The organism is Variovorax paradoxus, assembly GCF_030811855.1.
Classification (GTDB): Bacteria; Pseudomonadota; Gammaproteobacteria; order Burkholderiales; family Burkholderiaceae_C; genus Variovorax; species Variovorax paradoxus_L.
Window position 1 is genome coordinate 107,301 of sequence record NZ_JAUSRN010000013.1, and the last position, 21,827, is coordinate 129,127.

At 65.6% G+C, this 21,827-nt stretch carries 21 protein-coding genes; 12 read left to right on the forward strand and 9 right to left on the reverse strand.

Going from position 1 to position 21,827, the window contains the following annotated elements; translation table 11 throughout:
* Window positions 1-5: 5 nt before the first annotated feature.
* Both J2X92_RS22410 and J2X92_RS22415 read right to left on the reverse strand, forming a co-directional pair.
* Window positions 6-1,538, reverse strand: coding sequence for a TRAP transporter large permease (locus J2X92_RS22410; protein WP_307578856.1), 1,533 nt, complete (start codon window positions 1,536-1,538; stop codon window positions 6-8).
* Window positions 1,539-1,710: 172 nt separating this feature from the next.
* A complete protein-coding gene (locus J2X92_RS22415) occupies window positions 1,711-2,250 on the reverse strand; it encodes a TRAP transporter small permease subunit (protein WP_307578858.1) in 540 nt (179 codons plus the stop codon).
* Between the two features lie 135 nt (window positions 2,251-2,385).
* Between J2X92_RS22415 and J2X92_RS22420 the strand changes: the two genes are divergently transcribed.
* Window positions 2,386-3,660, forward strand: coding sequence for an SUMF1/EgtB/PvdO family nonheme iron enzyme (locus tag J2X92_RS22420; RefSeq protein ID WP_307578860.1), 1,275 nt, complete (start codon window positions 2,386-2,388; stop codon window positions 3,658-3,660).
* Between the two features lie 16 nt (window positions 3,661-3,676).
* On the opposite strand, the gene J2X92_RS22425 is transcribed toward J2X92_RS22420, so the two are convergent.
* From J2X92_RS22425 to J2X92_RS22435, 3 genes are all read right to left on the reverse strand, one after another.
* Complete coding sequence (locus J2X92_RS22425) at window positions 3,677-5,116, reverse strand: MFS transporter (RefSeq protein WP_307578864.1); 1,440 nt, start codon at window positions 5,114-5,116, stop codon at window positions 3,677-3,679.
* A 35-nt stretch (window positions 5,117-5,151) separates the two neighbouring features.
* A complete protein-coding gene (locus J2X92_RS22430) occupies window positions 5,152-6,258 on the reverse strand; it encodes a substrate-binding domain-containing protein (protein ID WP_307578866.1) in 1,107 nt (368 codons plus the stop codon).
* A gap of 71 nt (window positions 6,259-6,329) precedes the next feature.
* A complete protein-coding gene (locus J2X92_RS22435) occupies window positions 6,330-7,685 on the reverse strand; it encodes an aspartate aminotransferase family protein (protein WP_307578868.1) in 1,356 nt (451 codons plus the stop codon).
* A gap of 107 nt (window positions 7,686-7,792) precedes the next feature.
* On the opposite strand from J2X92_RS22435, the gene J2X92_RS22440 reads away from it, so the two are divergent.
* Complete coding sequence (locus J2X92_RS22440; RefSeq protein ID WP_307578870.1) at window positions 7,793-8,761, forward strand: LysR family transcriptional regulator; 969 nt, start codon at window positions 7,793-7,795, stop codon at window positions 8,759-8,761.
* A 256-nt stretch (window positions 8,762-9,017) separates the two neighbouring features.
* On the opposite strand, the gene J2X92_RS22445 is transcribed toward J2X92_RS22440, so the two are convergent.
* Window positions 9,018-9,803 (reverse strand): FadR/GntR family transcriptional regulator, encoded by a 786-nt coding sequence (locus J2X92_RS22445; RefSeq protein ID WP_307578871.1) that lies wholly within the window; start codon window positions 9,801-9,803, stop codon window positions 9,018-9,020.
* Between the two features lie 187 nt (window positions 9,804-9,990).
* On the opposite strand from J2X92_RS22445, the gene J2X92_RS22450 reads away from it, so the two are divergent.
* The 10 genes from J2X92_RS22450 (at window position 9,991) to J2X92_RS22495 (ending at window position 19,710) form a co-directional block, all read left to right on the forward strand.
* Window positions 9,991-11,196 (forward strand): ABC transporter substrate-binding protein, encoded by a 1,206-nt coding sequence (locus J2X92_RS22450; protein WP_307578873.1) that lies wholly within the window; start codon window positions 9,991-9,993, stop codon window positions 11,194-11,196.
* Between the two features lie 25 nt (window positions 11,197-11,221).
* Complete coding sequence (locus J2X92_RS22455; protein ID WP_307578875.1) at window positions 11,222-12,082, forward strand: branched-chain amino acid ABC transporter permease; 861 nt, start codon at window positions 11,222-11,224, stop codon at window positions 12,080-12,082.
* Window positions 12,083-12,090: 8 nt separating this feature from the next.
* Window positions 12,091-13,053 (forward strand): branched-chain amino acid ABC transporter permease, encoded by a 963-nt coding sequence (locus tag J2X92_RS22460; protein WP_307578878.1) that lies wholly within the window; start codon window positions 12,091-12,093, stop codon window positions 13,051-13,053.
* Window positions 13,050-13,820, forward strand: coding sequence for an ABC transporter ATP-binding protein (locus J2X92_RS22465; RefSeq protein WP_307578880.1), 771 nt, complete (start codon window positions 13,050-13,052; stop codon window positions 13,818-13,820). Before J2X92_RS22460 ends, J2X92_RS22465 begins: the two co-directional genes overlap by 4 nt.
* Window positions 13,817-14,527, forward strand: coding sequence for an ABC transporter ATP-binding protein (locus J2X92_RS22470; RefSeq protein ID WP_307578881.1), 711 nt, complete (start codon window positions 13,817-13,819; stop codon window positions 14,525-14,527). Before J2X92_RS22465 ends, J2X92_RS22470 begins: the two co-directional genes overlap by 4 nt.
* A 33-nt stretch (window positions 14,528-14,560) precedes the next feature.
* Window positions 14,561-15,817 (forward strand): Zn-dependent hydrolase, encoded by a 1,257-nt coding sequence (locus J2X92_RS22475; protein WP_307578883.1) that lies wholly within the window; start codon window positions 14,561-14,563, stop codon window positions 15,815-15,817.
* The gene (locus tag J2X92_RS22480) at window positions 15,814-17,286 is read left to right on the forward strand and encodes a M81 family metallopeptidase (RefSeq protein WP_307578885.1); all 1,473 of its coding nucleotides are present in this window, start codon (window positions 15,814-15,816) and stop codon (window positions 17,284-17,286) included. The genes J2X92_RS22475 and J2X92_RS22480 overlap by 4 nt, the downstream gene beginning before the upstream one ends.
* Window positions 17,287-17,381: 95 nt before the next feature.
* Window positions 17,382-18,140, forward strand: coding sequence for an ABC transporter permease (locus J2X92_RS22485; protein WP_307578887.1), 759 nt, complete (start codon window positions 17,382-17,384; stop codon window positions 18,138-18,140).
* Window positions 18,137-18,856: an ABC transporter ATP-binding protein gene (locus J2X92_RS22490; protein ID WP_093018432.1), complete on the forward strand. Its 720-nt coding sequence runs from the start codon at window positions 18,137-18,139 to the stop codon at window positions 18,854-18,856. The genes J2X92_RS22485 and J2X92_RS22490 overlap by 4 nt, the downstream gene beginning before the upstream one ends.
* A complete protein-coding gene (locus J2X92_RS22495) occupies window positions 18,853-19,710 on the forward strand; it encodes a substrate-binding domain-containing protein (protein ID WP_307578889.1) in 858 nt (285 codons plus the stop codon). The genes J2X92_RS22490 and J2X92_RS22495 overlap by 4 nt, the downstream gene beginning before the upstream one ends.
* A gap of 501 nt (window positions 19,711-20,211) precedes the next feature.
* Here the strand turns inward: J2X92_RS22495 and J2X92_RS22500 are convergent.
* From J2X92_RS22500 to J2X92_RS22510, 3 genes are read right to left on the reverse strand one after another with little or no spacing between them, the layout of a single operon-like run.
* Window positions 20,212-20,556: a hypothetical protein gene (locus tag J2X92_RS22500; protein ID WP_307578891.1), complete on the reverse strand. Its 345-nt coding sequence runs from the start codon at window positions 20,554-20,556 to the stop codon at window positions 20,212-20,214.
* Window positions 20,557-20,610: 54 nt separating this feature from the next.
* A complete protein-coding gene (locus J2X92_RS22505) occupies window positions 20,611-21,021 on the reverse strand; it encodes a hypothetical protein (protein ID WP_307578893.1) in 411 nt (136 codons plus the stop codon).
* Window positions 21,018-21,671 carry an RHS repeat-associated core domain-containing protein gene (locus J2X92_RS22510; RefSeq protein WP_307578895.1) on the reverse strand — a complete coding sequence of 218 codons (654 nt, stop codon included), beginning with the start codon at window positions 21,669-21,671 and terminating at the stop codon, window positions 21,018-21,020. The genes J2X92_RS22505 and J2X92_RS22510 overlap by 4 nt, the downstream gene beginning before the upstream one ends.
* Between the last annotated feature and the right edge of the window lie 156 nt (window positions 21,672-21,827).

Here is a 21,827-nt window from a genome sequence, read left to right on the forward strand (position 1 = left end):
AACGGCTACTTCTTCTCGGGTTCGGTGGCGCCCGGTGCGGGCGGAGCCTCTTCCTTGGGCGCGTCGCCAAAAGGATTTTCACCAGCACTGCCGCCCTCCGTGCCGGAGTTCGAGTTCATGTCGTCGATAGGCACTTCAATCTGCACCTTGTCGGTATCGATCTTCTCTTCCTTGGGCAGGAACATCGTCACCGTCTGCGGCACGAAGATCACGATCGCGACAAGGATCAGCTGCATCAGCACCCAGGGAATCGCGCCCATGTAGATGTCGTTCGACAGCACCGGCTTCGCGATTCGTTTCTCCTTGAACAGCGTGTCTGCAATGCCTCGCAAATAGAAGAGGGCAAAGCCGAACGGCGGATGCATGAAGCTTGTCTGCATGTTCACGCACAGCAGCACGCCGAACCACACCAGATCGATGCCGAGCTTGGCCGCCACCGGACCCAGCATCGGCAGGATGATGAAGGCGATCTCGAAGAAGTCGAGGAAGAAGGCCAGGAAGAAGATGAACAGGTTGACGACGATCAGAAAGCCGATCTGTCCACCCGGCAGGCCCGTCAGCAGGTGCTCGACCCACTTGGCGCCGTCCACGCCCTGGAACACCAGCGAGAACACGCGCGCGCCGATCAGGATGAACACCACCATGGCGGTGAGCCGCATGGTGCCGACCATGGCTTCCCAAATGAGTGCCAGTGTCAGCCGCTTATGAATGGCCGCAAGGATCAGCGCGCCGACCACGCCCATGGCGCCCGCTTCGGTAGGCGTTGCAATGGCGGTGTCGATGCCCGGCAGGCCGCCCATCGAGCCCAGCACCGCAAAAATCAGGATGGCCGACGGGATGATGCCGCGCAGGCACTTGGCCCACAGCTTGGCGCCGCTCAGCGTGCGGGCGCTCTTCGGAATGCCCGGAATGTGATGCGGCTTGATCACGCCGAGCATGAAGGTGTAGCCAGCGAAGATCAGCACCTGAAGGATCGAAGGACCCCAGGCGCCGCGGTACATGTCGCCGACCGAGCGGCCCAGCTGGTCGGCCATGACGATCAGCACCAGCGAAGGCGGCACCAGCTGCGTGATGGTGCCGGACGCCGCGAGCACGCCGGTGGCATAGCGCATGTTGTAGCCGTAGCGGATCATCACCGGCAGCGAGATCAGCGCCATGGCAATCACCTGGCCCGCCACCGTGCCGGTGATGGCGCCGAGGATGAAGCCCACGATGATCACCGAGTAGCCGAGGCCGCCCTTCACGGTGCCGAACAGCTGGCCCATCGAGTCGAGCATGTCTTCGGCGAGCCCGCACTTTTCGAGGATGGCGCCCATGAAGGTGAAGAACGGGATGGCCAGTAACAGGTCGTTCGACAAAATGCCGAAGATGTTGATCGGCAGGTTCTCCATGAACACCGCCGGGAACCAGCCCATCTGGATCGCGAAGAAGCCCGACGCCATGCCCAGCGCGGCCAGCGAGAACGCCACCGGGAAGCCGATCAGCATGATCAGCACCAGCCCGCCGAACATGATCGGCGCAAAGTTTTCCATCTGCATATCTGTGCTGTCCTGTAGTTCTAGTTGTTCACTGCGCTACCCGTCACGCCAGGCAAGCGAAGCGATGCCCGTTCGGGAAACACCGCGGAGCCGGCTTTGCCGGGCCGCTGGTGTTGCCCCCTCGAGGGGGAGGCGGCTACACGAAGTGAGCCGCTTCGGGGGTGGGTCCAGTTCACTGGACCGGCTTCTCGTAGTGCGTGTCCATCTCGATCAGGCCCATCAGGTAGGCCACGCGCTTGATCACCTCCGACACGCCCTGCAGGAACATCAAGGCAAAGCCCAGCGGCAACAGCAGCATGGCGGGCCAGCGGATCAGTCCGCCCGAATTGTTCGACATTTCGCCGGACAGCAGCATGCTGTAGAAAAGCGGCCAGCTGAGCCAGGCGATGATGCCCATCACCGGCAGCAAAAAGCAGAGCAGGCCGAACAGATCCACGTAGACCGGCCCATGGCCCTTCAGCTTGCCGTAGATGATGTCCACGCGCACATGTTCGTTGAGCTTGAGCACCACCGGTGCGCCCAGCATGACCGTGGCGGCGAACAGGTACCACTGGATTTCGAGCCAGGCGTTGGAGCTGGTATTGAGGCCGAAGCGGACGAAGGCGTTGCCGGCGGAAATCAGCGCCGCGGAGAGCACCGTGAACGCGGCAACCTTGCCGAGTTGGCTGCTGATCCAGTCCATCCAGAACGAAAACTTGAGAAGTGCGGACAAGGGGGTCTCCCGGCCAGATGACAAAAAGTGTGCTGCCTTGTGGGCGAGCGGCACAAAGCCTGCGATGTTAACGCGGCTATGCTGAGTGGCCGCTGATGGCCATCGGGGGGTTTCCCTGAGCACCATAATGAGGCAATGGCTGCGCCGCTTTCCCTATCGCACTCGATCGATTCGCCCGACATGCAGCGGGCGGGCCGCGAGCTGCTGTCGCTGGCGCTCATCGACGCGCGCAACCACACACTCCACCTCTTGTCGCTCTACGAGCAGGCGTTGGGTTCGGCCGCGCTCTCCGTGGCACCCGGCGACGACGCCAGCGTGGTGCCGCCCATCTGGCTGGCGGGGCACATCGGCTGGTTCGCCGAATGGTGGATCGGGCGCAACACGCAGCGGGCGTTCGGTGCCGAGTGTCCGGTGCGTCCGACCCGGCTGGCTGCCATCGATCCCAATGCCGACGAATGGTGGAACCCGACTCAAGCGTCGCGTGCGCAGCTCTGGTTGCCTGGCCTGCCGGACCTCGGCCAAACCAAGGCCTATCTGCTCGAAACGCTGGAGAGCACGCTCGAACTGCTCGAGCATGCGGCCGAGACCGATCCGGGGCTGTACTTCTATCGCCTTGCCTTGTTCCACGAGGACCTGCGCGGCGAGCAGTTCATCGTGATGGCTCAGACCCTGGGGCTGCCGCTGGGCATCGAGCCGGCGCCCGCCGCCGTCACGCGCGAGCCGCTGCTGCTGCCCGCCACCCGATGGGAGATGGGCCTGCCCGAGGGATGCGGCTTTGCCTTTGCGCAGGAGTGCGGCGCACACCGTGTCGATGTGCCCGAGTTCGAGATCGATGCCCAGCCCGTCACGTGGAACCAGTACATCGAGTTTGTCGACGAAGGCGGCTACGACCGCGAGGAGCTCTGGCAGCCTGAGGGCTGGCGCTGGCTGGCTTCGCAGATCGAGGGGCGGCGCGGGCCGCGCCACGTCGAGCAGATCGGCGCCGCTCGCCATGGCACCGGCGGCTCCGTGCTGCAGCAGCGTTTCGGCGCCACGGTGCGAGCGGCCGGCCACCACAGCGCGGTGCACCTGAGCTGGTGGGAGGCCGATGCCTGGGCCAGGTGGGCCGGCCGGCGCATCGCGACCGAAGTCGAGTGGGAGATCGCTGCGCTGACCGCGGCACGGCGCGGCTTTCGCTGGGCCGACGTGCACGAATGGACGGCCAACACGCTGCGCCCCTGGCCGGGCTTTCGCGCAGATCCCTGGAGCGCGGGCGGCGAGTTCGATCCTGCCGCCGCGTTCGGCAAGGCGCGCGTGCTGCGCGGCGCCTCCTTCGCGACCCGCGCCAGGCTGCGTTCGGCGCACCGTCGCGGATTTGCGCTGCCGGGCCGCGACGAGGGCTTCTTCGGTTTCCGGACCTGCAGCCTGTGACTCACCCTCGGCGTCGCTAGGGAATGCCGCCTGATGAGAGCGGCGGCGCCACTTCCTCCAGCGGCTTGCACTCCGCATCGGCCGCATAGCGCAGGGCCAGCAATCCCGCGACGATGACCAGTGTCGCGCCAATGGCGTAGCCCACCATCACCGCGCCGCGGCTGCCAGTTTCGATCAATACGCCGAACAGCACCGGCGCCACGAAGCCGCCCGCGCCTGTGCCGATGGCGTAGAAAATCGCAATCGCCATGGCGCGCATCTCGAGCGGGAACACTTCGCTGACGGTGAGATAGGCCGAGCTCGCGGCGGCCGAGGCCAGGAAGAACACCGCCGACCAGCACAGTGCCTGACTGCGCGCATCGAGCCAGCCCATCATGAAGGCCCAGCCGGTGAGCGCGAGTGCGACGCCGGCCAGCACGTAAGTCAGCGCGATCATCTTGCGCCGGCCCACGCTGTCGAACAGCGGACCCAGCAGCAGGGGCCCCAGCACGTTGCCAAGCGCGAACGGAAAGATGTAGAGCGCCACGTTGTCCTCAGCCACGCCGTAGAAGCGCGTAAGCACCAGCGCGTAGGTGAAGAAGATAGCGTTGTAGAAGAAGGCTTGCGACACCATCAACGCCACCGCGACCACGCTGCGCTCGCGGTAGCGGCGTAGCAGCACGTGCGCCACCTCGCGCATCGACGGGCTGCGGTGGCGCCCGCCGGCGTAGGCCACGCGGCCTTCGGCCACTGCCAGCGGGGCGTGCTGCGCGCAGACCTGGGCTTCGATGTCTTCGATGATGCGCTGCGCCTCGTCGGCGCGGCCATGCGCCATGAGCCAGCGCGGGCTTTCGGGTACGTTGCGCCGCACCAGCAGGATGGCCACCGCCAGCACCGCGCCCAGTGCGAAGCCTGCGCGCCAGCCCCAGACCGGCCCGATCACGCGCGCATCGAGCAGCACCAGGCTGAGCCCGGCGCCCAGTGCCGCGCCAATCCAGAAGCTGCCGTTGATCGCCAGGTTGACGCGGCCGCGTACACGCGCAGGAATGAGTTCGTCGATGGCCGAGTTGATGGCCGCGTATTCGCCGCCGATGCCCAGGCCCGTGACGAAGCGGCAGAACGCGAAGAAGGCGAAGTCCGGCGAGAACGCGGTGGCCAGCGTGCCTACGGTGTAGACCACCAGCGTGACCAGGAAAAGTTTCTTTCGCCCGAGCCGGTCGGTCAGGCGGCCGAAGAGCAGGGCACCGATGACTGCGCCCGCGATGTAGATAGAGCCCGACCAGCCGATCTGGCCCGCGCTGAGCCCCAGCGTGTCGGGCCGCTCGAGCACGGCGCCAATCGAGCCGACCAGCGTCACCTCGAGGCCGTCGAGCACCCAGGCCACGCCCAGGGCGATCACCACGCGCCAATGCCAGCGAGACCATGGCAGGCGGTCGAGACGGGCAGGAATGTCGCTGTGCACTGCGGCTGTCGTCATGGGCTCAACCTTAACCCATGTGCTTTTGCGGCCCTTTAGTGGCTGTGCTTCTTCTTGCGCGGGAAGGTCCACCAGGGCAGCAGCGCGCGCAGCGACTGCACTTCGCCGCTGGCCGCGGTGTCGTAGCCGGGGAGCGTGCCCAGCAGGTGCTGCCAGGTCTCGCTGCGCAGCACGGCCAACAGCGCCTGCATGGCGGGCTGGTCGAGCGCCGACCTGAGGCAGGCGAGGTGGTAGCGCTCGTGCACCAGGGGCACGAAGCTCGAGCCCTCGGCGTGCGCCGCCGATTCGAGCCCGAGCCCGGCATCGGCCTGGCCCGACGCGACCGCATGCGCCACGGCCGCGTGCGAGGTCTCGCAGCGTTCGTAGCCTGCGAGGGCCGAGGCATCGAGCCCGGCCTGCGCCAGCAGTTCATCGAGCAGCACGCGCGTGCCGGTGCCGATTGCCCGGTTGACGTAGCGCGCCCGCAGCCGTGCCACGTCGGCCAGCGAGCGCAAGCGCAGCGGGTTGCCCGCTGCCACGATGAGGCCCTGCGTGCGCCGCGCAAAGCCGATGAGCTTGTGCTGCCCCGGCTTGAGCAGCGGCTGGTACGTGCGCTGGGCCAGCGAGCCGCGCGGCGGATGCTCCAGCGTGTGAAAGCCCGCCATCACGCAGCGGCCCTGATTGAGCGCGCGGATCGCATCGACGCTGCCGGTGAAATGAATGTCCAGGTGCAGCTGCGCGGTGCCGGCCGCATGCGTGCGCAGCAGCGCCAGCGCATCGTCGTGGCTCGCCTGCAGGCTCAGCACGTGGGTGCGGTCGTCGAAGGCGAGGGCGAAGGCGCGTTCCAGTTCGGCGTGCAGCGCCTCGATCTGCGGCGCCAGCCGGGCCTGGGCCTGGCGCTCGGCCCACAGCAGCTTGTCGCCGAATTCGGATAGCTGCGCGCGCTGGCCCTGCTCGCCCTGGACCAGGGAACGGCCGAGCGTCTGTTCCCAGTGCTTGAGCTCGCCCCACACATGGCGGTAGGAAAGGCCGAGCCCGCGCGCGGCGGCCGAGATGGAGCCGTGCTCGCGCACCGCCTGCAGCATCTGCATCAGGGGATTGCGGATCTGCCGCGAACCGCTGCGGCGGGGACGGATCGCGTAGGAAAGGTCGATCTGATGCACGGGGGCTGGCGGGCGGGAATGGAGGCCGGCTCATTATGCAGAGCCGCCCATTGCCCGCCTGCTGCCGTGCGTCAGGCCGTTTCCGCGAGCGCGTCGCTCAAGGCGTTGACCAGGCGGTCGATCTCGGCCTTCTCGGAAATGAAGGGCGGTGCAATCTGGATGGTGTCGCCGCCGTAGCGCACGTAGAAGCCCTTCTTCCAGCAGTTCATCGCGATCTCGTAGGGTCGGCGCGCGGGTTCGCCCGGGAGCGCCGCAATGGTCAGCCCCGCCGCCAGGCCGTAGTTGCGGATGTCCGTCACGTGCTTGCTGCCCTTGAGGCTGTGCACCGCATTCTCGAAATGCGGAGCGAGCGTTTTCACGCGGCCGATCATGTCTTCCTTCTGGAGTACGTCGAGCGCGGCGATGCCTGCAGCGCACGCCACCGGGTGCGCGCCGTAGGTGTAGCCGTGCGGAAATTCGAGCATGTAGTCGGGACCGCCGGCCGCCATGAAGGTGTCGTAGATCTCCTTGCTGGCAATCACCGCGCCCAGCGGCTGCGCGCCGTTGGTCACCTGCTTGGCGATGTTCATGATGTCGGGCGTGACGCCGAAGGCTTCGGCACCCGTGAGCGCACCGCAGCGGCCGAAACCGGTGATGACTTCGTCGAAGATCAGGAGGATGTTGTTTGCGGTGCAGATATCGCGCAGCCGCTTCAGGTAGCCCTTGGGCGGAATCACCACGCCGGCAGAACCCGCGAACGGCTCCACGATCACGGCCGCGATGTTCGATGCATCGTGCAGCGCGATCAGGTCGAGCAGGCGGTCGGCCAGCTCGGCGCCGTTCTCGGACATGCCGCGCGTAAAGGCGTTGGCTGCAATTTGCGTGTGCGGCAGGTGGTCTGCTTCCACGCCCTGGCCGAAGAGCTTGCGATTCGCCGCGATGCCGCCCACCGAAATACCGCCGAAGTTGACGCCGTGATAGCCCTTCTCGCGGCCGATGAGGCGCGTCTTGCTGGCGAGGCCCTTGGTGCGCCAGTAGGCGCGCGCCATCTTGAGCGAGGTGTCGGCGGCTTCCGAGCCCGAGCCGGTGAAGAACACGTAGTCCAGGCCCGCGGGCGTCAGGTCCTTGATCTTGTTGGCCAGCTCGAACGAGAGCGGGTGGCCGAACTGGAAGGCGGGTGAGTAGTCGAGCTTGGCGATCTGGCGGCTCACCGCCTCGGTGATTTCGGGGCGGCCGTGGCCGAGGCCCGAGCACCAGAGGCCCGACAGGCCGTCGAAGATCTTGCGGCCGTCGCCATCGGTGAAGTAGGCGCCCTTGGCCTCCACGATCATGCGCGGATCGGCCTTGAAGTTGCGGTTGCCGGTGTAGGGCATCCAGTGCGCGTCGAGCCAGGCGGCGTCGGTGCGCAGGGCGGGCGTCGGTTCGATGGCGGGTGTGGCAAGGGTCATGGCGCTTCCCGCGGGGCGGGCTCCAAAGAGGGTGATGAGGTGTGCCGATTGTTGGCAAGGCCTTCAGTGTGGAGAATGGCGCAATATCAATGTTCACTTGACGTTTTATGCAAGTAAAGGCCAAGACCCGAAGCAATGCCCAGAACGGTGCCCCGGGTACACGGAACCGCGCCGTATTGGGGCAGCTCAGCGACATGGACCTCCGCCTGCTCAAGGTGTTCAAGAGCGTGGTCGACTGCGGCGGCATGGCAGCTGCGGAACTGGAGCTGAACATCGGCACCTCCACCGTGAGCCGGCACGTGAAAGACCTGGAAACGCGGCTCGGGCTGGTGCTGTGCCGACGCGGGCGAGCCGGCTTTGCGCTCACGGCCGAGGGGCAGCGCGTCTATGACGAGACGCTGCGTCTGCTGGCCTCGGTCGATGCCTTTCGCGGCAGCATCGACGACATCCACAACCGCATGGGCGGACAGCTGGAGGTGGCGCTGTTCGACAAGACGGCCACCAACCCGAAGGCGCGCATTGGCGAGGCGATTGCGCGCTTCACGGAGATTGCGCCCGAGGTGAACCTGGCGGTGCACGTGGGCTCGATCAACTCGATAGAACAGGGCGTGCTGGAGGGCAACTTCCAGATCGGCATTATTCCGGCGCACCGCGCGTCGAAGAGCCTGGTGTATGCGGACCTTTTCGACGAGACGATGCTGCTGTATTGCGGTGCCGGGCACCCGCTCTTCGGCAGCAACAACGCAAAGCTCACATGGGCGAAGCTGCGTGAGCATCACTTCGCGGGCCTGGGCTACCACTCGCCCAACATGGAACTGAGCCACCGGGCCAAGCTCTCGCGCAAGGCCACGGGGTTCGACCAGGAGGCGATTGCCACGCTGATTCTGTCGGGGCGCTTTCTCGGTTTCTTGCCCGACCACTACGCGCAGGTGTTCGAGGAGCGTGGGCTGATGAAGGCGGTGTTGCCGGCGCGATTCAACTATGTGTGCCGGTTCGTGAGCTTGCTGCGGCGTTCGCCTAAGCCATCACGCGCGGTGCTGGCGTTTCAGGAGTGCCTGGAGAAAGCGCATGCCTGAATTTGGGGTGCGATCCCGCCGATGGGGTACCTTGCTCCGCGAATGTCCCCCGCCTTCGGCTCCTCCTTTAATTCGCTGCGCAAGGCACCTCATCAGCGTGCTCGTTGTTCGGGGCAGTCGTTGATCGCCGCAGACCGGCAGCGTGCCCTGGTGCGCAGGGCATCGGGTGCTCCGCGCAGCGAAATAAAGGAGGAGCCCGAAGGGCGGGGGACATTCGCGGAGGGGAGCACCCGATGTCCTGTGCACGCGCCCTGAATCAACGCTGCCCGCTAGGCAGCAACAGATGCTTGGCCCCGATGTGCGCCTCCATCTCATGCATGTGCGCCTCGGCATCGACCATGTGCTCGGCCATCAACCGACGGACTTCCTCCGCATCTTCCCTTCGGTAGGCCGACAGCAACTGCGTGTGATAGTCGACATTGGCCTCGCCAAAGTGGTGATGGTCCAGCGCCTTCTTGTAGACCACCAGGTCGCGCAGCAAGTCATTCAAGAAGCGGCACATGAAGGAGAGCACCGGATTGGGGCAGGCCTCCGCCAGCATCGTGTGAAACGCGAGCTCGGCCTCGCGCTGCGTGCGCAGCTCGTCCTCGTTGGTTGGCTCGAGAGTGCAAAGGCGCACGTTGGCTTCCAGGCGCTCGAAATGTTCGGGCGTCAACTTGCCGACCACGCTCACCGCCAGTTCGGGCTCCAGCACCTTGCGCAGCTGGTAGATGTGGTGCCCGTCCAGGTGATGAAAGTGCAGAAAGTTGCGCAGCGGCTCCGACGCATGGTCGACCGACACCTGCTGTAGATAGGCGCCGCCGCCGGGGCCGGTGCGGATGGAGATCAGTCCGCGCACCTCGAGCGCCTTCAGTGCCTCGCGCACCGTGCTCTTTGAATACCCGAACAGCTCGATCAATTCCTTCTCGTTCGGCAGCCGGTCGCCCGGCTGCTTGCGCTCGGCAACGATCCAGCGCTTGACGTCCTCGACGATGACATCGGAGAGCTTTTGCCGCCTGGGGCGGTTTTGCCCAAAGGTCATGGCGTCCTGCGGCGATTTCATGCGTGAACAGTCATTTCGAGAGTGATGGGGGCACTTGGAGCAGGTATCGGGCCCGGCCTTCCCGGATTTTGGCACGGCCATTGCTAGCGGGTTTTTACCAGCATATTAATCCTATTTATCCGCTTAAATTCGCTGCCGACCTCAGGCCGCACTTTCCCTTACCTCCCAACCACGTCCGGAGAATTTCATGCAACGCAGACACCTTCTTCAGCTTGCCGCCTTGTCGGCCGCTCCCGCTTCGCTCCTGGGTGGCCGCGCCTCCTTCGCCCAATCGGCCGACGCGATCCGCTTCGGCTGCCCGGTTCCGATGTCGGGTGCCTTCGCGGCGAACGGCAAGTTTGCCGACCTGGGCATGAAGCTGGCTATCGAGCAATACGGCAGCGTGCTCAAGCGCCCGCTGGCTTACACGGTGCTGGACACCGAAGGCAAGCCGGCCACCGCCGTGCGCAAGGTGCAGGAAGCCTCGCAGCAGCAGGGCGCCAAGTTCTTCGCGGGCGGCATCCTGTCGTCGGAAGCGCTGGCCATGGGCAAGGAGGCCGAGAAGGCCGGCGGCATCTTCATCACCACCGCGGGTGCGGACGAGATCACGGGCAAGGACTGCAACCCCGCCACCTTCCGCTGGTCGGTGCCCACCTTCGGCGCCGTCGAGCAGACGGTGCGTCCGCTGATCGCCTCGATGCCGAAGGCCAAGCGCTGGTACACGATCACGCCGCAGTACGTTTTCGGCGAAGGCCTGCTGGGCGCGGCCAAGAACATCTTCCAGGAGAAGGGCATCGAGCACGTGGGCAACAGCTACCACTCTCTCAACGAGAAAGAGTTCAGCGGCTACCTCACCAACGCCATGGCCGCCAAGCCCGACGTGCTGCTGCTGCTTAACTTCGGCGCGCAGTCGTCGGCCGCGCTGCGCCAGGCGGTGAGCTTCGGCATGCACAAGAACATGACGATCCTCATTGCGTGGGCCTCGGGGCTGGAGCAGTTCGACGAACTGGGCGCCGACCTGTGCGACGGCGTCTACTTCGGTGCGCAGTACTGGCACACGGCCGACACCACGCTCAACAAGGACCTGGTGAAGCTCACGGCCGACAAGCTGAAGATCGTGCCCAACTACAGCCTCGCAGGCTCGTATGTCTGCACCAAGATCCTCATCGACGGTATCGTGAAGGCGGGCACCGTCGACCAGAAGGCCGTGATCGCGGCGCTCGAAGGCATGAAGTACGACGGCCTCACGGGCACCGAGGAAATCCGCAAGGCAGACCACCAGGTCATCAAGGACTACTACCTGCTCAAGGGCAAGGCCAAGTCGAAGATGAAGAACCCGGCCGACTTCGTCGAGGTGGTGAGTTCGGGCAAGTCCTTCCTCCCCCTCGACAAGACCGGCTGCAAACTGGCCTGAGGCCGCCAAGGATACCGGCGCGCCCATGACCGTCTACCTGCTCCAGACCATCAACGGAATCGGCATCGGCATGCTGTATTTCCTGCTGGCCGTTGGCTTGTCCATCGTGTTCGGCCTGCTGCGCTTCGTGAATTTTGCGCACGGGGCTTTCTATCTGCTGGGTGCCTACCTGTGCTTTCAGGCCATGCAGTGGGGGCTCGACTTCTGGGCCGCACTGGTGCTGGTGCCGCTTCTCGTGGGCGGGCTTGGCTGGCTCGCGGAGAAGCTGCTGCTGCGCCGCGTGTATGCCAAGGCGCACGAGTTCCACATTCTCGTGACCGTGGGGCTCGCGCTGGCGGTGCAGGAGATCGTCATCGTGTTCTGGGGGCCTCTGGGCAACAGCGTGGCGACGCCCGACCTGCTGCAGGGCGTGGTGATGTGGGGCAGCTTCATCTATCCCAAGTACCGGTTGTTCGTGATCGGCTTCACCGCCGTGCTGGCGGTGCTGCTGTGGTGGGTGCTCGAAGGCACGCGCCTGGGCAGCGCGGTGCGCGCGGGCAGCGAATCGACCGAGATGGTCTCGCTGCTCGGCATCAACGTGTTCCGCGTGTTCAGCCTGGTGTTCGCACTGGGTGCGGCCACGGCGGCGCTGGCCGGTGTGCTGGCGGCGCCGATCCGCGGGGCCGAGCCTTTCATGGGCGTCGAGGCACTCGGCGTCGCCTTCGTGGTGGTGGTGATCGGCGGGCTCGGCAGCTTCGGCGGCGCGCTGGTCGGCGGCTTGCTGATCGGCATTGTGCAAAGCCTCATGAGCACCATCTGGCCGCCGGGGGCGAGCCTGATGATCTATATCGCGATGGCGGCCGTGCTGCTGCTGCGCCCGCATGGCCTGCTTGGCCGGAGCACATGAAACACCCCATGCCAAGAAAAATCACTTTCCTCCTGGCGCTGATCGTCGCGCTGGGCCTGCCGCTGGTGCTGCGCTCGGGTTCGCTCGCGAGCGAGGTGCTGATCTATGCACTTGCCGCGCTGGGCTGCAACCTGCTGCAGGGCTACACGGGGCTTCTGTCGTTCGGGCAGGGCATCTTCTTCGGGCTCGGCAGCTACACCATCGCGATCCTGCTCACGCGGTTGCAGCTGCCGATGCCGCTCGCGCTGCTTGCTGCCGTTGCCATGGGCGCACTGGGTGCAGCGGTGGTGGGGTGGGTCGCCATCCGTCAGCGCGGCACCTACTTCGTGATGCTCACGCTGGCCTTTGCGCAGATGTTCTATTTCGTGGCGTACACCGCTTCAGGGCTCACGGGTGGAGACAACGGGCTGCTCGACGTGCCGCGCCCCGCCTTCATGGACACGCCCTGGAAGTACTACGCCTTCGTGGCCGTGATGTTCCTCATCGCCTTCGGCCTGCTGCTGCGCGTGACCGATTCGGTGTTCGGCCGCACCCTGCTCGCCATTCGCGACAACGAGGACCGTGCCGCCGCGGTGGGCTACAACCTCAAGCGCTTCAAGCTGCTGGCCTTCGTGATCTCCGGCGCCGTGACCGGCCTTGCAGGCGGCCTCCACGCAATGATGACCGGCATCGCACCGCTATCGAACGCTGAGTACCACACGAGCGAGATGATCCTGGTCATTACCGTGATCGGCGGCACCGGCAATCTGTTCGCCTCGGTGCTGGGCTCGGCCTTCTACGTGTTGCTGGCCGACTGGCTGTCCACGTTGTGGCCGCGATGGCTGCTGCTGCTGGGGCTGCTGCTGATCGGCGTGAGCATCGGCATGCAGCGCGGCCTCTGGGGCCTGGGCGAAAGGGCATGGCGCCGCGTGTTCCGCAAGGCGCCGCCTTCGGCGCCGGCCGTGCCTCATGTGCAGGGAGAAAAGGCATGACGCAACCGGTACTCATCGAAGCCATTGGCGTCACCAAGCATTACGGCAAGTTCGCCGCGCTCGGCGGGGTCGACCTGAAGATCAAGCGCAACACCGTGCACTCCGTGATCGGGCCGAACGGCGCCGGCAAGACCACGCTGTTCCACATGCTCACGGGCACCGGCACCACGACGGGTGGCCGCATCTTGTTCGACGGCCACGACGTGACGCACGAGCCCGACCACAAGCGCGTTCAGCGCGGCATGGCGCGTTCGTTTCAGGTGACCAGCCTGTTCGCGAGCCTTTCGGTGCGCGAGAACCTGCGCGTGGCGGCGCAAGGCGTTGCGCCGCGCCAAGCCATGAACTGCTGGCGCGCGCCGGTCGGCGAACGTGCCTGCGCCGAAACGGTGGCCGAGGTGCTGGAGCGAGTGGGCCTCCAGCGGCTGGCCGACGTGCCCGCCAGCGAGCTCTCGCATGGCCAGCAACGCCGTCTCGAAGTGGGCATGGCGCTGGCCGCGAAGCCCAAGGCCATCTTCCTGGACGAGCCGACCTCGGGCATGGGCATCGACGACCTGGACGACATGAAGCGGCTGATTCGCGGCCTGCGCGATGCGCATACCGTGGTGCTGATCGAGCACAACATGAATATCGTGATGGACATTTCCGACACCGTGACAGTGATGCAGCTGGGGCGCGTGCTGGCCGAAGGGCTGCCGGGCGACATTCGCTCCGATGCGCGTGTGCGCACGGCTTACCTGGGCAACATGATCACCGGGGGCAAGGCATGAGCGGCAATATCCTCGAGGTCGAAGACCTGCACGCGCACTACGGCAAGAGCCATGTGCTGCAGAGCGTGTCGATGACCGTCGGCGAAGCCGAGCTCGTCACGCTGCTCGGCCGCAACGGTGCGGGCAAGTCGACCACGCTCAAGAGCATTGCCGGCGCGGTCACGCCCACCGGAGGCCGCGTGCGCTTTCAAGGTGCGGACATTGCGGGCATGCCGCCGCACCGCATTGCCACGCGCGGCGTGTGCCTGGTGCCCGAGCACCGCGGCGTCTTCAAGCTGCTGACGGTGGAAGAGAACCTGCTGCTCGGCCAGCGGCGCGACTCACCCTGGCAGCTCGACGACATCTACCGCATCTTTCCGCGCCTGAAGGAGCGGCGCCGCAATGGCGGTGGCCAGCTTTCGGGCGGCGAGCAGCAGATGCTGGCGATCGGCCGCGCGCTGATGAACCATCCGCGGCTCTTGATCCTCGATGAACCGGTAGAAGGCCTCGCGCCGGTCATCGTCGAAGAGATCGTCGCGCAACTCAAGCTCATCAAGGCGGCCAGCGTGGCCATTCTGCTGGTGGAGCAGAACCTGGAAGTCTGCGTGCAATTGGCCGACCGCCACTACATCCTGGAGCAGGGCGTGATCGTGCATGAGGCCCGCAACGCCGCCTTCATGGCCGACCATGAAGTGAAAGACCGCTATCTGGGCGTGGGCCTTGCTTAGTGCCTGCGCACCCCTTCTTCTTTTTGCAAAGCCATGAACTCATCCACCCAACTCCGCATCAACGGCGATCGCCTCTGGAACTCGCTGATGGAACTGGCGAAGCTCGGCGCGACCGAGAAGGGCGGCGTGTGCCGCATTGCGCTGACTGACCTCGACCGGCAGGGGCGCGACCTTTTCACCCGCTGGGCGCGCGAAGCCGGCTGCGAGGTGCGCGTCGACCAGATCGGCAACATCTTTGCGCGCCGCGCCGGCCGTGACAACGCGCTGCCCCCGGTTGTTACGGGCAGCCATATCGACACCCAACCCACGGGCGGCAAGTTCGACGGCAACTACGGCGTGCTGGCCGGGCTGGAGGTGATCCGCAGCCTGAACGACGCCGGCATCGTCACCGAGGCGCCGCTGGAGATCGCCGTGTGGACCAATGAAGAGGGCTCGCGCTTCGTGCCCGTGATGATGGGCTCGGGCGTTTTCGCCGATGCCTTCACGCTCGAGCATGCGTTGGCGCAGCGCGACAACGACGGCATCAGCGTGGCCGAGGCGCTCGCGTCGATCGGCTATGCGGGCGCCGCACCGGCCTCGGCCGCGGCATCGCCCGTGGGCGCGTACTTCGAGGCGCACATCGAACAGGGCCCGGTGCTCGAGGCCAACGAGCGCGTCATCGGCGTGGTCGAGGGCGCCCTCGGTCAGCGCTGGTACGACGTGGTGCTGCAGGGCATGGAAGCACATGCCGGCCCCACGCCGATGGAGCTGCGCAAGGACGCGCTGCTTGCGGCCTCCGAACTGGTGCTGGAGGTCAACCGCATCGCGCTGGCGCACGCGCCGCATGGCCGCGGCACGGTCGGCTGGATCGAAAACTATCCCAACTCGCGCAACGTGATTCCGGGCCGCGTGAAGCTCAGTGTCGACCTGCGCGCGGCGGACGACGTGGTGCTGTCGACCATGGACGCCGAGCTGAAAGAAGCGGTGCAGCGCATCGCCGCCAAGGGCAAGGTCGAGGCCACGGTGGAGCAGGTCGTCTACTTTCCGCCGCAGCCTTTCACGACCACGCTGGTGTCGGCCATTCGCGAGGCCGCTCAGGCGCAGGGCATGACTTGGATGAACGTGATCAGCGGCGCGGGGCACGACGCGGTGTACCTTGCGCGCGTGTGCCCCACGGCGATGATCTTCGTGCCTTGCCTCGATGGCATCAGCCACAACGAGATCGAGGACGCGCAGCCCGGCCATCTGGAGGCGGGATGCAATGTGCTGCTGCAGGCGATGCTGCAAAGCGCGGGAGTGGCGTCGTCATGAAGGTGCTGATCGCAAGGCTCAACCACGAGACGAACACCTTCTCGCCGGTGCCCACGCCGCTGGCGGCCTTCGGGCCCGACGGACCCACGTTCGGAGAGCAGGCCTACAAGGACAACAAGGGCATGCGCACCGCGATGTCGGCCTTCATCGACCTGGCCGAGCAGGCCGGTGCGACGCTGGTCACGCCGGTTTCGGCCTCGGCCAATCCGAGCGGGCCGGTCGACGCGGAGGCCTACGCCACGCTCACGCAATGCATCGTCGATGCGGCGCCTGGCTGCGATGCGATCCTGCTCGACCTGCACGGCGCCATGGTGGCGCAGAACAGCGCGGACGGCGAGGGCGACCTGCTGCTTCGGCTGCGCGCTGCGGCACCCGGCGTGCCCATTGGCGTGGCGCTCGACCTGCACGCCAACGTCACGCCCGCGATGGTCGGCAACGCGGACGTGATCGTCGGCTTCAAGACCTATCCGCACATCGACATGTACGTGACCGGCGAACACGCCGGGCGGCTGCTGTTCGATCTGCTCGCAGGACGAAGCAAGCCCACGATGCGCTGGCACCAGTTGCCGTTGATGGCGCACACGCTGCGCAGCGCGTCTTTCACCGGCGCGATGCAGCGGGCCATCGAGGCTGCACGCGAAGCCGAAACATCGGAGTCGCTCGCGGTGTCCATCTTTGCCGGCTTCTCGCTGTCCGACATCGAGGCGCCGTGCATGAGTGTGGTGGTTGTCGATGCGAAGTCGCACGAGCGCGCGCAGGCCACCGCCGATCGCATCGCGAAGCAGATGTGGGACGAGCGCGAGGCTTTCGTCTACCGCAGCGAGCCCCTGGCCGAATCGGTGGCGCGTGCCAAGGCCATCGCCCAGGGCGCAACGCGTCCGGTGCTGCTGCTCGACCATGGCGACAACTGCATGTCCGGCGGTAGCTGCGACACCATGGACGTGCTGCAGGAGGCCCTCGCGCAGGGGCTCGACGGCATCGGCGTGGGCCCGCTGTGCGACCCTGGGGCCGTGGGCGAACTCATCGCGGCGGGCGAGGGCGCCACGGTCACGGTGGCGCTGGGCAACAAGGTGTCGCTGGAAGGCATCGGCTTGTCGAAGAAGCCCGTCATGCTGACCGGCACGGTGCGCACCGTTGGCAACGGCGAGTACGTGATCACCGGCCCCACCTATACCGGGCAGCGCAGCAGCATGGGACGCACGGTGCTGTTCGATATCGGCGCGGCGCGCATCGTGGTGACCGAACGCACGCAGGAGCCTTGGGACATCGGCGTTTTCGAATGCGCGGGGCTCGACCCGCGCAAGGAGCGTTTCCTCCTGCTCAAGTCGCGCATGTACTGCCGGCCGGTGTTCGAGCCGATCTCGGCCGCGCTGGTCGAGTGCGACAGCCCGGGCGTGACCAGTTCCGACTACAGCCTGTTCCCGTTTTCCAAGGTGCGCCGACCCGTGTTTCCGCTCGACACAGTCTGATCTGCGCAAGGGTATGGCTACCTATGCAAAGAGTTGCATAGGTAATTGGAAGTACACCGCGATACTGCGGCGCTTCCACCCATGAAGTCCTCCGAGTGAACACCTTTGCACAGAGCGCCGTCGCGGCCTGGCAACTGCTCGTGTCTGGCGATCCGGTGTTGCTGGCCATCGTCGGGCGGTCGCTCGCGGTCAGCGCCAGCGCCTGCGTGCTGGCCTGCGGGCTGGGCCTGTTGCTGGGGGCGTGGCTGGGCGTGGCGCGCTTTCGCGGTCGCGCCGGCTTGCTCACGCTGCTGAACACCCTGTTGGCCCTGCCGTCGGTGGTGGTCGGACTGGTGGTTTACCTCCTGCTGTCGCGCTCTGGCCCGCTCGGCTTCCTGGGCTGGCTTTTTTCGTTCAAGGCCATGGTGCTGGCGCAGACGGTGCTGGTGCTGCCGGTGGTGACGGCGCTCACGCGCCAGTCCATCGAGGATGCCGAGCGTGCGCACGGCGAGCAACTGCGCTCGCTCGGCGCCGGGCCACTGGTGCGGGCGCTGCTCCTGGTGTGGGACGAGCGCTATGCGCTGCTCACGGTGCTCATCGCCGCCTTCGGCCGCGCGGTGTCGGAGGTGGGCGCGGTGATGGTGGTGGGCGGCAACATCGACGGCTTCACGCGCGTGATGACCACGGCCATCGCGCTCGAAACCAGCAAGGGCGACCTGCCGCTGGCGCTGGCCTTGGGCATCGTATTGCTGGGCGTGGTGCTGGTGCTCAACCTTGCCATTGCCGCGGTCCGCGGCTGGCGCGAGCGGGTCGATGGCGGGGGCGGCGAAGGCGGCGGCATGGCGGCCTGGTGGCGGCCCGAGGCGCGCCCATGAACGAACACGTGCAACTTGCGAGCGCCGACACCACCGTCTTTGCGCTGTACGGCGTCGACGTCCGGCTGGGGCGCGTGGCGGCCCTGCAAGGCGCGACCCTCACCATCGCGGCCGGCGAGCGCGTGGCGCTGATCGGCGCCAACGGCAGCGGCAAGACCACGCTGCTGCGGCTGCTGCACGGCCTGGTGCCGCATGCGGCGGGGAGTTTCACAAGCGCCGCGCCGGGCCGCCACCAGGCCATGCTGTTCCAGCGCCCGCACATGCTGCGCGCGTCGGTGGCGGTCAACGTGGCGATAGCGCTCTGGCTGCGCGGCATGCGCTGGCGCGATGCCCGCCGCGCCGCGATTCCGGCGCTGGCGCGCGTGGGGCTGGAAGACTTGGCAAACCGCAACGCTCGCGCCTTGTCGGGCGGCCAGCAGCAGCGGGTGGCGCTGGCGCGCGCGTGGGCGCTGCATCCGGCGGTGCTGCTGCTCGACGAGCCCACCGCCAGCCTTGACCCTACTGCCAAGCGCGAGGTCGAGTCGCTCATCGCCGAAGCCGCCGCGGGCCGCACGCTGGTGTTCGCGAGCCACAACCTCGGGCAGGTGAAGCGGCTGGCCAGCCGCGTGGTCTACCTCGAGCACGGCCGCGTGCTGGCCGACCTGCCCGTGCACGATTTCTTTCATGGGCCGCTGCCGGAAGAGGCCCGCCTGTTCGTCAAAGGAGAGTTGGCATGAGTCTGTCTTTCAAGCACAGCGGCAATGCGGGCGTCCGCGCCTCGCTGGCGGTGGCGGTTTTCTTACTGGCCGCGGGTGCCGCGTGTGCCGAGACCATCACCATGGCCTCGACCACGTCCACCGAGCAATCGGGCCTGTTCTCGCAGCTGCTGCCGGCCTTCAAGAAGGCCAGCGACATCGACGTCAAGGTGGTGGCGGTGGGCACCGGCCAGGCGATCGACATGGCCAAGCGCGGCGATGCCGACGTGCTGTTCGTGCACGACACCGCGGCCGAGGAGAAGTTCGTGGCAGAGGGCTTCAGCGCCAGGCGCTACCCCGTGATGTACAACGACTTCGTGCTGGTGGGCCCGAAGGCCGATCCGGTGGCTGCGAAGGGCGGCGATATCGTCGCCGCGCTGAAGAAAATCGCGGCCGCCAATGCGCCTTTCGTTTCGCGCGGCGACAAGAGCGGCACCGACGCGGCCGAGCGCCGACTCTGGACGCAGACCGGCCTGGCTGAAGCCGGGCAGCCGGTGCCCAACGAGCGCAAGGGCACGGGCTACAAGGAATGCGGCTGCGGCATGGGGCCGGCGCTGAACATCGCGGCCTCGTCGGGCGGCTATGTGCTGGCGGACCGCGGCACCTGGCTCAGCTTCAAGAACCGCGCCGACCTAGCGGTGCTGGTCGAGGGGGACAAGCGGCTCTTCAACCAGTACGGCGTGATGGTCGTGAGCCCCACCAAATTCCCCTCGCTCAACAGCAAGGGCGCGCAGAAGTTCGTCGATTGGGTGATCTCGCCCGCAGGTCAGCAAACCATCGCGGCCTACAAGATCGGCGGCGAGCAGCTGTTCTTTCCGAACGCGCTGGCGAACTAGTTCATTGGGTTCCGTCGAGCTCTGACGCTAGATTTCCATTGAGTACTCACCTTCCGCTGTGTGAGAGTCTCGGGTACTGTCTTGCAGTTCACCCCGCTATGGAGCAAACCCGTTGCTATGCCAGAAGAAAGCCAAGATGAGCGCTTGTACCAGCCACCATTGACCAACAAGAAGGCCGAAGCTGACACCAGCTAGTGGCCCACGCCTTACGCCCGTTTTTGCGAGGACGCGCGCCCCGAGAAGACAACACAGAACTCCGAGTGCCGCGAGATACCCTCGGTACCACTCTGTTGCCCACAGCGTGTGAGAAGCCACGATTGTGGTTATAGAGGCAGCGATGAAAGGCGCCCATATCACTAAAAAACGCCGTAAGTCCTTCATTGCCTGCCTTTGAAGTAGTCCATAGCTCACGCCTCCAAAGGTCAAGTCTCATCGAATCCGTGTAGCTCAACGGGTTCCGATAGCTGTACGCGCCATCCAATTCGTGGGTGATTCTCGGCCTCACGGCGACAGCCAGTGCGACGTGGCAAGCACATGCCCATCATCCGCAAGCTCGAATGACCAAGCTTCGAACCCCCTTGGCTGCAGGCGGTTGTAGTACCACGCCCTGCGCACGCACGGCGATTTGCACGGGCTGCTCGCATAAAGCGAGTTGACCTTTTGACCGTAATCAAACTCATGGGGTGTGCCCATCAGTACGACGAGTTCACGCTCAGTCATGCTTGGAGAGACTTTTGCGAAGGCAGCTTCTATGCGAGAGTGATTGAAGGCGCAACCACCGAGATACAGAACAGCGATCGCACAGCTCACCAAAGCCAGTCGCCCCAGCAGTCCACGGGCGGTCATGGCGAGCCTCCATTGAAGCTCGGCAAACAGAGTAAGCCTACAGGCCTCATCGCATCATTTCGTCGCATGAGCATTTAAATAGTCCTGAACCTCTTGGCTCAAGACGACCTGTTTGGCAACGTCGGCCACTTGACTTGGAGTGACAGTAAACAGTGCATCCTCGGGCAGCACCTTGACATCTGGCAGCGTGTCGCTGTTGGCAATGATCCACACGTAGCCGTGATCGCTCCCCTTCGAGGGCAGTCCAACCGCGTCGTATTCCGAGCCCAACGCATGTTTGCGAACCAAGGGCGCGCCGGCATGCACTCGGCTTCTTTCTTGCGATTCAACTCCTTCGAGCACGGAGTATTCGCGCTTGGTCGCCATCTCGCCCGACCGCTTGGGAGGCGGTTGATCGCCCTGACGATCCGAACACCCGACAACCATCGCCGCTACCGACAGCAGAACAAGCAGCAGTTTTTTCATTTGCGGTCAAACGCCTTCAGGGTGGCCGGAACAGGATTGCTTTTTTTAATAGACAGTTCGCTCTTGCCGTAGGGGCCGGCGATGACGCCAGTGCTGTACGGGAACGGATTGCCCGGCGGCTGGATGCTGCTGCGTATACCTCCAGCGTTCAGCGCTTGATTTGTCCGAGTGGCGCAGGTGTCATTGGCTGCTTGCCCGGGGGACCTGAGCGGATCAGGCAGCGGAACACCTTCCCATGATTTGAGCGATTCGATCATCTTGGCTTCCTGTTCAGGCGTCGTGGGAATGATGATCACAGTGGTATCGCGGTAGCCCGATTGCTTGCCGAGATAGTCGGTCAAACTGGACCCTCGCGATGTTCCCCTGCCATAGCTATAGACCCCTTGTCCCGTGAAGCCAATGGCGACGTGACCTGCCGGATTGCTCGATGTTGGGCCGCCGATCATGACGGCTGTGTCCAGTCCTTTGGGATCCGTGAAGTTGAGTGGATCGGCACGGACATAGATGCCATTGTTCCAGCCACCCGCGAGCCCAATGGGATCGGACTGCGTGTAGCGCCCGGTGGTCGGTGAGTAAGAGCGGAAGTAGTTGTAGAACAGCCCGCTCTCGGCATCGGCGTATTGCCCTGGATACCGCAGATTGAAGGTCACCGGGGTTGCGGTGGTTGCTCCGGTTGTCGGCACCGTCTCCGGCCCCGTGAACCTCTTTACGGAAGTTGTGGGTGCGCCATCTCCAAACGCCGAGTAAGCCGAGTGCCACATCACCTGCCCGGATGATCTCGTCAGTCTGCGCGGCGTTGCCAATTC